This window comes from Streptomyces sp. URMC 124 (assembly GCF_051386455.1).
In the GTDB taxonomy this organism is placed as follows: domain Bacteria; phylum Actinomycetota; class Actinomycetes; order Streptomycetales; family Streptomycetaceae; genus Streptomyces.
Map to the genome: position 1 here is coordinate 1 of NZ_JBPQTS010000197.1, position 11,102 is coordinate 11,102.

Annotated in this window: 10 protein-coding genes and 1 pseudogene; 9 read left to right on the forward strand and 2 right to left on the reverse strand. The window is 72.2% G+C overall.

Annotated features, from left to right (window positions below; all coding sequences use genetic code 11):
* Positions 1-373 precede the first annotated feature (373 nt).
* The 9 genes from ACSNOG_RS29295 (at position 374) to ACSNOG_RS29335 (ending at position 8,831) form a co-directional block, all read left to right on the forward strand.
* Complete coding sequence (locus tag ACSNOG_RS29295) at positions 374-712, forward strand: YbaB/EbfC family nucleoid-associated protein (RefSeq protein ID WP_436755724.1); 339 nt, start codon at positions 374-376, stop codon at positions 710-712.
* Positions 713-759: 47 nt separating this feature from the next.
* Complete coding sequence (gene recR / locus ACSNOG_RS29300; RefSeq protein ID WP_382039583.1) at positions 760-1,359, forward strand: recombination mediator RecR; 600 nt, start codon at positions 760-762, stop codon at positions 1,357-1,359.
* Complete coding sequence (locus tag ACSNOG_RS29305) at positions 1,352-2,008, forward strand: DUF5063 domain-containing protein (protein ID WP_436755725.1); 657 nt, start codon at positions 1,352-1,354, stop codon at positions 2,006-2,008. Before recR ends, ACSNOG_RS29305 begins: the two co-directional genes overlap by 8 nt.
* A gap of 207 nt (positions 2,009-2,215) precedes the next feature.
* Positions 2,216-3,238, forward strand: coding sequence for a methyltransferase (locus ACSNOG_RS29310; protein ID WP_436755726.1), 1,023 nt, complete (start codon positions 2,216-2,218; stop codon positions 3,236-3,238).
* A 261-nt stretch (positions 3,239-3,499) separates the two neighbouring features.
* Positions 3,500-4,771: an aspartate kinase gene (locus ACSNOG_RS29315; protein WP_436755727.1), complete on the forward strand. Its 1,272-nt coding sequence runs from the start codon at positions 3,500-3,502 to the stop codon at positions 4,769-4,771.
* Entirely contained in the window at positions 4,768-5,832 is a 1,065-nt protein-coding gene (locus tag ACSNOG_RS29320) for an aspartate-semialdehyde dehydrogenase (protein WP_436755728.1), read from the forward strand. The genes ACSNOG_RS29315 and ACSNOG_RS29320 overlap by 4 nt, the downstream gene beginning before the upstream one ends.
* Before the next feature lie 281 nt (positions 5,833-6,113).
* The gene (locus tag ACSNOG_RS29325; RefSeq protein WP_436755729.1) at positions 6,114-6,773 is read left to right on the forward strand and encodes a SigE family RNA polymerase sigma factor; all 660 of its coding nucleotides are present in this window, start codon (positions 6,114-6,116) and stop codon (positions 6,771-6,773) included.
* On the forward strand, positions 6,770-7,834 hold the full coding sequence (locus tag ACSNOG_RS29330; RefSeq protein ID WP_436755730.1) for a hypothetical protein: 1,065 nt from the start codon (positions 6,770-6,772) through the stop codon (positions 7,832-7,834). The genes ACSNOG_RS29325 and ACSNOG_RS29330 overlap by 4 nt, the downstream gene beginning before the upstream one ends.
* A 145-nt stretch (positions 7,835-7,979) precedes the next feature.
* The gene (locus ACSNOG_RS29335) at positions 7,980-8,831 is read left to right on the forward strand and encodes an SURF1 family protein (protein WP_436755731.1); all 852 of its coding nucleotides are present in this window, start codon (positions 7,980-7,982) and stop codon (positions 8,829-8,831) included.
* Here the strand turns inward: ACSNOG_RS29335 and ACSNOG_RS29340 are convergent.
* Both ACSNOG_RS29340 and ACSNOG_RS29345 read right to left on the reverse strand, forming a co-directional pair.
* On the reverse strand, positions 8,746-10,560 hold the full coding sequence (locus tag ACSNOG_RS29340) for a S9 family peptidase (protein WP_436755732.1): 1,815 nt from the start codon (positions 10,558-10,560) through the stop codon (positions 8,746-8,748). The two genes, ACSNOG_RS29335 and ACSNOG_RS29340, sit on opposite strands and share 86 nt — an antisense overlap.
* A 255-nt stretch (positions 10,561-10,815) precedes the next feature.
* Positions 10,816-11,102, reverse strand: a pseudogene (locus tag ACSNOG_RS29345) (phenylalanine 4-monooxygenase); the annotation flags it as partial.

Consider the following 11,102-nt stretch of genomic DNA (forward strand, 5'->3'; position numbering starts at 1 on the left):
CCCGCCCCCGGCGGCGCAGGGGTACCGCGAGCCGGAGCCCCCGCCCGTCGCCCCCGAGGACGACATGCCCGCCGAGGACGACCCCGACCTCGACGACACCGCCCTGACCGGCCACGACCTCATCGTCCGTGAGCTGGGCGCGACGGTCATCGAAGAGATCGCCAACGAGTGACCGGTCGCAGGAGCAGGGAGAACCCCGGGTGCGCTGCATGCGCCCCCGGGCGCCCCCTGTTCTTCTTCCCCCGGCATGGGGCGCGGGAAGCGGCAACCACGTAGGCTCGGGCTACCGAAGCAATCGGCGCAGCAACAACAGCACCTACAAGCACGCAACGACAAGCAAGCAACGACGTCGTCGACAGCCAGGAGCGAAACCGTGATTCCCGGTGGTGGCCAGCCCAACATGCAGCAGCTCCTCCAGCAGGCGCAGAAGATGCAGCAGGATCTCGCCGCGGCGCAGGAAGAGCTCGCCCGCACGCCCGTCGAGGGCTCGTCGGGCGGCGGCCTGGTGAAGGCCACGGTCACCGGCGCCGGGGAGCTGCAGGCCCTCGTCATCGACCCCAAGGCGGTCGACCCCGAGGACACCGAGACCCTCGCGGATCTCGTCCTCGCCGCCGTCCGCGACGCCAACGCCTCCGCCCAGCAGCTGCAGGAGCGGAAGCTCGGCCCGCTCGCCCAGGGCCTGGGCGGCGGCATCCCGGGCCTGCCGTTCTGAAGCAGCTCTGAAGCAGCTCGACAACACCGAGAAGGAGCATTCGATCCGTGTATGAAGGCGTGGTCCAGGACCTCATCGACGAACTGGGCAGGCTGCCCGGCGTCGGTCCCAAGAGCGCGCAGCGGATCGCCTTCCACATCCTCCAGGCCGAGCCGGCCGACGTCCGCCGGCTCGCCCACGCGCTGACCGAGGTCAAGGCCAAGGTCCGCTTCTGCGCGGTCTGCGGCAATGTCGCCCAGGAGGAGCGCTGCCGGGTCTGCCAGGACCCGCGCCGCGACCCCTCGGTGATCTGCGTCGTGGAGGAGTCCAAGGACGTCGTCGCCATCGAGCGGACGAGAGAGTTCCGCGGCCGCTACCACGTGCTCGGCGGGGCGATCAGCCCCATCGAGGGCATCGGTCCCGACGATCTGCGCATCCGCGAGCTGCTCGCCCGGCTCGCGGACGGCACCGTCACCGAGCTGATTCTGGCCACCGACCCCAATCTGGAAGGTGAGGCCACCGCCACGTACCTCGCCCGCATGGTGAAGCCCATGGGGCTCAAGGTCACGCGGCTGGCCAGCGGCCTCCCCGTAGGGGGAGACCTTGAATACGCCGACGAGGTCACGCTCGGGCGTGCCTTCGAAGGGAGACGACTTCTCGATGTCTGACGCAACGCTGCACGACGCCAAGCGCGACCCCGACGACTTCGCGGTCTCGGTCGCGGACTCCATCGAGAGCTTCATCGTCGCCGTCGCCGAGGTGTCGCGCGGCGATGAGCCCGACAGTGCCGTGCCCTTCCTGCTGCTGGAGGTCTCCCAGCTCCTCCTCACCGGTGGCAGGCTCGGCGCGCACGAGGACTTCCTCCCCGACGAGCGGTACGAGCCCGACGTGGGCCCCGAGCCCGACGTCGACGAGCTGCGGGAGCGCTTCGCCCGCCTCCTCGACCCCGTGGACGTCTATTCCGAGGTCTTCGACCCGTACGTGCCGCGCTCCGCCCCCGTCGCCTGCCGGATCTCCGACGACCTGGCCGACATCATCACCGACCTGCGGCACGGCATGGCGCACTACCGCGACGGCCGGGTCAGCGAGGCCCTGTGGTGGTGGCAGTTCTCCTACCTGTCCAACTGGGGGCCGACGGCCTCGGCCGCCCTGCGCGCCCTGCAGTCGCTGGTCGCCCACGTCCGCCTCGACCAGCCGCTGGACGAGCTGGGAGACCTCGACACGGACTCCGCGGCCACGGAGGAGCAGCTCGCCGAGGAGGCGGGCCGCGTCATGGAGGCCGAGATCGCGGGCCCGCTGGGGCTGCGGGGCGCCTGACCGGGCCGGCCTCGGCCGGCCCGTATCCCGTATACATACCCGCGCATCCCATGCATCCCATGCATCCCCGTGATGCGTGTGCGCGTACCTCGGCCCGCGTACTTCGGCCATAGTTGAGGATTCGACGTCCACGTCCTCCGTCCCCTTCGTAGCCTTCCAGGCAGAACCGGCACGACGGGATACACGAGGGGATAGGGGACAAAGGACATGGACGTCACTCCCGGCACGGATCACCCGGCTCTGACAACCCAGTTGAGCGAGGTCGCGTTCGGCCTCTTCCACGCCTCCGCACTGCGCGCCGTCACCGTCCACCGCGTCGCCGACCACCTCGCGGGCGGCCCGCTCCAGCCCGACGAGCTCGCCCGTCGCGCGGGCCTGCACGGCCCGACGCTGCGCAGGGTGCTGCGGCTGCTGGCCACGCGCGGCGTCTTCCGGGAGGACGAGCAGGGCGCCTTCGGCCTCACGCCGTCCGCCGAGCTGCTGCGCTCGGACGTGCCCGGCTCGGCGCACAGCGGGATGATCTGGCTCACCGAGGAGGTCTTCCGGCGCTCGGCCGAGGGTCTGGAGGACGCTCTGCGCACGGGCGAGACGCCCTTCGACGCGGCGTACGGCATGCCCTTCTTCGACTACCTGCACACGGACGCCGCGGCCCGGGCCCGGTTCGACACGGGCATGGCCGCCATGTCGGGCCCCGAGGACGAGGTCGTGGCCGAGGCGTACGTGTTTCCGGCCACCGGCACGGTCGTGGACGTCGGCGGCGGCCGGGGCGGTTTCCTGCGAGCGGTGCTCACGCGCAACCCCGGGCTGTCGGGCGTCCTGTTCGACCAGGAACAGACCGTCGCCACACACCTCTTGGACGTCAAGGAGACGGCGGGCCGCTGGCGCACGGACGCCGGGAGCTTCTTCGAGGCCGTGACCCCGGGCGGCGACGTCTACCTGCTGAAGCACATCCTGCACGACTGGAACGACGAGGACTGCCTGCGCATCCTGCGCGCGGTCCGCGCGGTGATCGCCCCCGGGGGCACGCTGCTGGCGGTGGACGCGATCCTCCCGCAGGGCAACGACCCGCACTTCGCCAAGGGCCTGGACATGGTGATGCTGGCCTGCCTGCGGGGCCGCGAACGCACGGAGGCGGAGTTCCGCGCCCTGCTCGGCGAGGCGGGGTTCCGGGTGAGCCGGGTCCTCGCCACGAAGACCTTCTCCTCGATCATCGAAGCGACCGCCGAATAACCTCGGGACGTCGGCGCCGTAACGCGACGCCGATGCGCTGCGCGCCTCCGGCGCCCACCCCGGCGCCGACCCCCGTATGGTGCAGCTCACAAAGTGAGTGGTGCGGGCCGCAGCGGGAAGGAGCGATCGCGGGCGGTCCGACGGAGCACCGTCCGCGATCACGAGCGGTCGACACGTCTCACCATGCGATATCGGCATGGCTGATTCCGACCGCTCGTTAGACTGAGCCGACCGCATTACACAGAGCTGCGAGGAGCGCACGTGGGCCTTGTCGTGCAGAAGTACGGAGGCTCCTCCGTTGCCGATGCCGAAGGCATCAAGCGGGTCGCCAAGCGAATCGTGGAAGCCAAGAAGAACGGCCACCAGGTGGTCGTCGTGGTTTCCGCGATGGGCGACACGACGGACGAGTTGATCGATCTCGCCGAGCAGGTTTCGCCGATGCCTGCCGGTCGTGAGTTCGACATGCTGCTGACCGCCGGAGAGCGGATCTCCATGGCGCTGCTGGCGATGGCGATCAAAAACCTCGGCCACGAGGCGCAGTCCTTCACCGGCAGCCAGGCCGGTGTCATCACGGACGCGGTCCACGGCAAGGCGCGCATCATCGACGTCACGCCGGGCCGCATCCAGCAGTCCGTGGACTCCGGCAACATCGCGATCGTGGCCGGCTTCCAGGGCGTGTCCCAGGACAGCAAGGACATCACGACCCTGGGCCGCGGCGGTTCCGACACCACCGCCGTCGCCCTGGCCGCCGCGCTGAACGCCGAGGTCTGCGAGATCTACACCGATGTCGACGGGGTCTTCACGGCCGACCCGCGGGTGGTGAAGAAGGCCCGCAAGATCGACTGGATCTCGTTCGAGGACATGCTGGAGCTCGCGAGCTCCGGTTCCAAGGTGCTGCTGCACCGCTGCGTCGAGTACGCACGCCGTTACAACATCCCGATCCACGTGCGCTCGTCCTTCTCGGGGCTCCAGGGCACCTGGGTCAGCAACGAACCGCAAGGGGACCAGCCGATGGAGCAGGCGATCATCTCGGGCGTCGCGCACGACACCTCCGAGGCCAAGGTCACGGTCGTCGGTGTGCCGGACAAGCCGGGTGAGGCCGCGACGATCTTCCGGGCTATCGCGGACGCCGAGATCAACATCGACATGGTCGTGCAGAACGTCTCCGCGGCGTCCACCGGCCTGACCGACATCTCCTTCACCCTCCCGAAGACCGAGGGCCGCAAGGCCGTCGAGGCGCTGGAGCGGACGAAGGAGCGCGTGGGCTTCGACTCCCTGCGCTACGACGACCAGATCGCGAAGATCTCGCTGGTCGGCGCCGGGATGAAGACCAACCCGGGCGTCACGGCGACGTTCTTCGAGGCGCTGTCGAACGCCGGGGTGAACATCGAGCTGATCTCCACCTCCGAGATCCGCATCTCCGTCGTCACCCGCGCCGACGACGTGAACGAGGCCGTCCGGGCGGTGCACTCCGCCTTCGGCCTGGACAGCGAGAGCGACGAGGCCGTCGTCTACGGGGGCACCGGTCGATGACCACCGGCCGTAAGCCGGTGCTCGCCGTCGTCGGCGCCACCGGTGCCGTCGGCACGGTCATGCTGGAGATCCTTTCGCGGCGCGCGGACGTGTGGGGCGAGATCCGTCTCGTCGCCTCCCGGCGCTCGGCCGGGCGCCGGCTCGTCGTGCGCGGCGAGGAGACCGAGGTCGTCGCGCTGGGCGAGGAGGCGTTCGACGGCGTCGACGTCGCCATGTTCGACGTGCCGGACGAGGTCTCCGCGCAGTGGGCGCCGATCGCCGCGGCCAAGGGCGCGGTCGTCATCGACAACTCCGCCGCCTTCCGGATGGATCCGGACGTGCCGCTGGTGGTGCCCGAGGTGAACGCGCACGCGGCGCGGGTGCGCCCGCGCGGCATCGTCGCCGCGCCGAACTGCACCACGCTGTCGATGATCGTCGCGGTGGCGGCGCTGCACGCCGAGTTCGGGCTGGCCGAGTTGGTCGTCTCCTCGTACCAGGCGGCCTCCGGGGCGGGCAAGGCGGGCGTGGACGCGCTGCGGGCGCAGCTGGCCGCCGTGGCCGGGTCCTCGCTGGGCACGCAGCCCGGTGACGTGCGCCGGGCGGTCGGCGACGCGCTGGGCCCCTTCCCGGCCCCCCTCGCGCTGAACGTGGTGCCGTGGGCCGGATCGCTGCGCGAGGACGGCTGGTCCTCCGAGGAGCTGAAGATCCGCGACGAGTCCCGCAAGATCCTGGGGCTGCCGGGCCTGCGGGTGGCGGCGACGTGCGTACGGGTCCCCGTGGTCACCACGCACTCGCTGGCCGTGCACGCGCGCTTCGAGAACGAGGTCACGGTCGGGCAGGCCCACGAGATCCTGGCGAGCGCGCCCGGCGTGGTGCTCGTGGACGATCCGGCCGAGGGCGAGTTCCCCACGCCGGCGGACGCGGTGGGCACGGACCCGACCTGGGTGGGGCGGGTGCGCCGGTCGATGGACGACCCGAGGGCGCTCGACTTCTTCGTATGCGGTGACAATCTGCGCAAGGGGGCCGCGTTGAACACGGTTCAGGTCGCGGAATGCGTGGCGGCGGAGCTGACCACTCCCTAATCTGGAGAACTGGTGAAGGTCTTGCAGGTCCTGTGATCAAGTCGTTGGTCCAGACCTCTTGAACTGGGCAGATGAAGTGTTCGACGATGCGCTCCCCGCCCACTGCAACCGCCGGCGGCCGGGGGGCGTCTTTGCTGCCGTCTCTCAGGGCGGCAACAGAACCGGGGCATTGAGGAAGAGCTGGTACGCATGAGGGCATATGACGCATCGTCACGCGGCGCATCGTCAGACGCGGCGCCTCGCGTGTACAACCCTGACGGGGGGAAGCGTGTCCAACAGGCGTGGCAGAGGTCATCAGCATCGCAACCGCCCCGCGGCGCGGCGGCAGCGCACTGCGTCCGCGTTCGCACCCGTCGGGCGGCATGCCGGTGATCGCTCCCTGGCCGGCCGCCCGCACCGCCGCCCAGATCCCGCCCCAGCGGGGGGATGCTGACGAAGCAATGGCAGCGGGCACCACAGTCGATCACCTCACCGAGACCTACAGGGCCCACTACCGCTCCCTGCTCGGCCTTGCCGCGCTGCTCCTCGACGACACCGCCTCCTGCGAGGACGTGGTCCAGGAGGCCTTCATACGGGTGCACTCCGCGCGCGGCCGCGTCCGGGAGCCGGAGAAGACCCTCGCCTATCTGAGGCAGACTGTCGTCAATCTGTCCCGCTCGGCGCTCCGCCGCCGCATCCTCGGGCTGAAGCTGCTCTCCAAGCCGATGCCCGACATGGCGAGCGCCGAAGAGGGAGCGTACGAACAGCTGGAGCGCGACCAATTGATCAAAGCGATGCGCGGACTGCAACGCCGGCAGCGTGAAGTCCTCGTCCTCCGCTATTTCGCCGATATGACCGAGGCCCAGGTCGCCGAGACCCTGGGCCTCTCGCTCGGCTCGGTCAAGGCGTACGGGTCGCGGGGGATCGCGGCGCTCCGCGTCGCCATGGAGGCTCCGGCATGAACCGCCCCCCCTACGACGGGCCCGGTCCCGACGACGAGCGTGGCGGCGGGATGGACGAACAGACGCTCCGGCAGCTGCTGCAGGGTGCCGTCGAGGACATCGAGCCCGCTCCCGACGCGCTGGAGCACATCCGGCGCGCCGTGCCGGCCCGGCGTACCCGCCGCAGGCAGGCCCTCGTGGGCGCCGCGGCCGCGCTGATCCTCGGTGGCACGGCCCTGCCCGCGGTCGTCCACGTCGCCACCACCGGTGACGAGGTCGAAGACCGTCACACCAATACGGCCAGCTCCCAGCACACCCCCGAGGAGCCGGGGGCCGAGCCCGACCGGGTGACCGACGGCGGGGGCCGGCCCGAGGAGGGCGAGGCCCGCAACCACGACGAGAAGCGGGAGCAGCGCAAGAACGAGGGGAGCAAGGGCAACGAACCCAAGCCCGCCGCCTCCTCCCCCGCGGGCAACCTCCCGGCGCCCACGAACACCTTCGCCGCCGTCTCCCCGATCTGCGACCGCGACCAGCTCGGCAAGGGCAGCGGCTCCGTCGGCCCCGCCGACCGGGACGGCCGTGTCTACGGCGCCTTCCGCGTGGTCAACGTCTCCCGCGCCGTCTGTACCGTGGGCGGGCCCGGGACCGTCGCCGCGAGCCCGCGGGGCAGCGCCGAGAGCGGGCGCGTCTCCGTCGTCGACCACACCCCGGGCGACGCCGCGACCGGCCTGCCCGACCCCACGACCGAGCCCAGCGAGGTCATCCTCCAGCCCGGCCAGGCGTACGAGGTGAAGTTCGCCTGGATCCCGACGACCGACGGCGCGCGCAACAGCTGTGCCAAGAACACCGGCGGGGCCTCTCCGGCGCCCTCCGCGGGCGGCGGCGCCAGCGCCTCCCCGGCCGCCGGCAGCGCGCCGGCCCAGCAGCAGGTCGTGCCGGATTCGCCGCCGCCCACGCCGCCGCCGAGCGTCGTGCTCAGCCACACCCCGGACGTCGGCGAGCCGGCCGTGGCCGACGCCAAGATCGACGACGCCTGTGCCGGCACCGTCTACCGGACGGGGCCGATCGCCACCGCGAGCTGACGCCGGCCGCGGCGGGAGCGGTGACGGCAGCCGTGCACGGCCGGCCCGGTGAGCGGGTGACGGCGGAGGCTGCGGTGGCGCCGGTGGCGGTGCCCCCGGCAGGGGCCGGTGCGGGCTCCGGCGGGCGTGCCCGTACCGTGGTGGTGTGTATCGGTTCCTGCTGACTCCCCGCTGGTGGGCGATCAACGTCTTCACCGTGGTGGCCATCCCCTTCTGTCTCTTCATGGGCAGCTGGCAGCTCGGCCGCTTCGAAACGCGCGTCGACTCGCACCGCGAGCAGCAGACGCAGGCCGACGACGCCCGGAAGGCCGCGGCCGAGCCGCTGCGCGACCTCCTCCCGGTGACGACCAAGACCACCGGCCGCCGGGCCGAGGCCTCCGGCCGCTACGACGCCGGGCACCAGCTGCTCGTCCCCGAACGGGAGCTGGACGAACGCCGGGGCTTCTACGTGCTGACCCTGCTGCGCACCGACGACGGCAAGGCCCTCCCCGTCGTCCGGGGCTGGCTGCCCGGCGACGCGAACTCCAAGGCCGACACCGCCGCGGTGCCCGCCCCGCCGTCCGGCCGCGTGACGGTCACCGGTGCCCTGCAGTCCTCGGAGAGCCCCGGCTCCAAGGGCGTGCGGGCAAGCGGCGGCCTGCCCGAAGGCCGGCTCGGCGTGATCAGCGCCGCATCGCTGGTCAACCTCGTGCCGTACGAGGTGTACGACGCGTGGATCACCGCCACCGACGCGGACGGGGCCATGACCCCGGTGCCCCCGGCCGCCGCCCCGAACAGCGGCCTGGACCTCAAGGCCTTCCAGAACCTCGGCTACACCGGTGAGTGGTTCGTCTTCGCCGGATTCGTGCTCTTCATGTGGGCCAGGCTCTTCCGCCGGGAGGCGGAGGCCGCGCGCGACCGGGCGCTCGGCATCACTGCGGAGCCGGCTCCGGACGATCCGGGCCGGGACGGCCCAGATGACGCTCAGCAAAAGCGATCTCCAGCCGGAGCTGCTTGATCCGCTCCTCCACCACCAGGGAGCCGTGCCCCGCGTCGTAGCGGTAGACCTCCAGGGGGTGGCCGCGGCGCTCCAGCCGCTCCACGTAGTTCTCGATCTGCCGGATCGGGCACCGCGGGTCGTTCATGCCCGCGGAGATGTAGACCGGCGCCCGCACCGCCTCGACGTACGTGAGCGGGGAGGAGGCCGCGTAGCGCTCGGGCACCTCCTCCGGGGTGCCGCCCAGCAGCGTGCGGTCCAGGGCCTTCAGGGCCTCCATCTCGTCGTGATAGGCCGTCACGTAGTCCGCGACGGGCACGCCGGCCAGGCCGAGCGCCCAGGCGTCCGGCTGGGTGCCGAGGCCCAGCAGCGTCAGATAGCCGCCCCATGACCCGCCGGCCAGGACCAGCCGCCCGGGGTCGGCGATCCCCGCGGAGACCGTCCAGTCCCGGACCGCCGCGATGTCCTCCAGCTCGATGAGGCCCACCCGGTGCTTGAGGGCGTCCGTCCAGGCGCGGCCGTAGCCGGTCGAGCCGCGGTAGTTGACCCGGACGACCGCGTAGCCGTGGTCGACCCAGGCCGCGGGGCCCGCCGCGAAGGCGTCGCTGTCGTGCCAGGTGGGGCCGCCGTGGATATCGAAGACCGCCGGGAAGGGCCCGGTGCCCTCCGGCACCTGAATCAGGGCGTGCACCTTGCCGCCCGGCCCGTCCACCCACACGTCCCGGACCGGCACGGACCGCGGGGCGCGGACGATCCCGCCCAGCGCGGCGGGGGGATCCAGCACGACCTGCCCGCTCGTGGACCGGACCACCGACGGCTCGGCCGCCGAGGACCACAGGAACTCCACGGTGCCGTCCGGCCGCGGCAGGGCGCCCGACACCGTGCCCACGGGGGTGTCCAGGCGGGTCAGCGAGCCGTCGGCCAGGTCGTAGCGCCACAGCTCGCTGCGGGCCTGGTGGCTGTGCTCGACGAGCAGTGCGGAGCCGTCCGGATACCAGCCGGCGTCCAGGTCGCCCGGCAGGTCGACGGCCAGGGCCGTCTCCTCGCCCGTGGCGGCGTCCCACAGCATCGGCTCCCAGCGGCCCCGCCGCTGGTGCCCCACGAGCAGCCGGGAATCGCCGGGCACCGGAGCGAAGCCCATGACCGCGAGCCCCAGCTCCTCGGTGCCGCCGCGCGTGTCGTCCAGCTCGGCGACGGTGCTGCCGTCAGGCCGCACGATGCGGACGGCCGAGTGCATCGCATCGCCGTGCTCGGTGTGCTCGATCGCGATCAGCGTGCCGTCGTACGACATGCCGCCGACCCCCGCGGACTCGGCGTGGCGGTAGATCTCCACGGGCCCGGCGCCGGGCCGTGCCACGTGGACCGTGGACCCGCCCTCGTCCGTGGAGCGGCCGACCACGGCCGTGCCGTCCCGGCCCAGCGCCAGGCCGGCCGGGTAGGAGGGGTCGAGGCCCGGCACGGCGGGCTCGTCGGGCCCGCCGTGGAAGGGCTGGCGCATCCACACGCCGAACTCGTCCCCGTCCTTGTCGGCGAACCACCAGATCCACTCGCCGTCGGGCGTCAGCACACCGCCCGTCGTGCCGTTCGGCCGGTCGGTCACCTGGCGCTGCCCGCCCGTGCCGCGGTCCCACGCGTACACCTCGAAGGTGCCCGTCACGTTGGACACGAACAGGGCGCGGTCGGGGGCGTCCTTCGCCCATCTCGGCAGCCCGACGCGCGGCGCCCGGAAGCGCTTCTCCCAATCGGGCACGGCCTCCGGTGCGGCCGCGGCGGTCGACACGGCCGCTGCTCCCGGAGCGGCTGCCGCTTCCGGCGTGGCTGCCGCCTCCGGCGCGGCCGCCGCCGTGCCCTGCGGGGCGACGGCGGGCCCCTCGTCCTTCTGCTCGGACCCGTTGCTCTCAGTCATGACCCCATTCTGCGCCGGAGCGGGGACATCGCGCCGAGAGCGGCCTCAGCCTGTGGATAACTCCGCCTCGGGCGGGTCTCCTTCCGTCGGCGCGCGGGCTCAGGACCGGTCGCCCGGCACCGGGCGCAGGCCCAGCCGAGCGGTCGAGTCGTCGTCGAAGTCCTCCAGGAACCCGGCGAGCGTGTCCGCGAGATGGTTCATGCACCGCGCGCCGAACAGCACCGGCTGATAGCCCGAGACCCGGTAGGGCGTGGCGACCATGTCCCGGACGTCCAGCTCCCGGACCTCGCACGAGCCCAGCCGCTCCAGCTCCCCGTACGAGGACAGCAGCGCCGCGCCGTAGGCCTTGACCCCGCCCGACCCCGACCCCGACCCCGGCCCCGACC

What these genes read in the sequence shown, in the direction of transcription:
- ACSNOG_RS29305 (WP_436755725.1), top strand. Translation starts at nt 1,352, where the DNA reads ATGTCTGACGCAACGCTGCACGACGCCAAGCGCGACCCCGACGACTTC.
- ACSNOG_RS29310 (WP_436755726.1), top strand. Translation starts at nt 2,216, where the DNA reads ATGGACGTCACTCCCGGCACGGATCACCCGGCTCTGACAACCCAGTTG.
- ACSNOG_RS29320 (WP_436755728.1), top strand. Translation starts at nt 4,768, where the DNA reads ATGACCACCGGCCGTAAGCCGGTGCTCGCCGTCGTCGGCGCCACCGGT.
- ACSNOG_RS29330 (WP_436755730.1), top strand. Translation starts at nt 6,770, where the DNA reads ATGAACCGCCCCCCCTACGACGGGCCCGGTCCCGACGACGAGCGTGGC.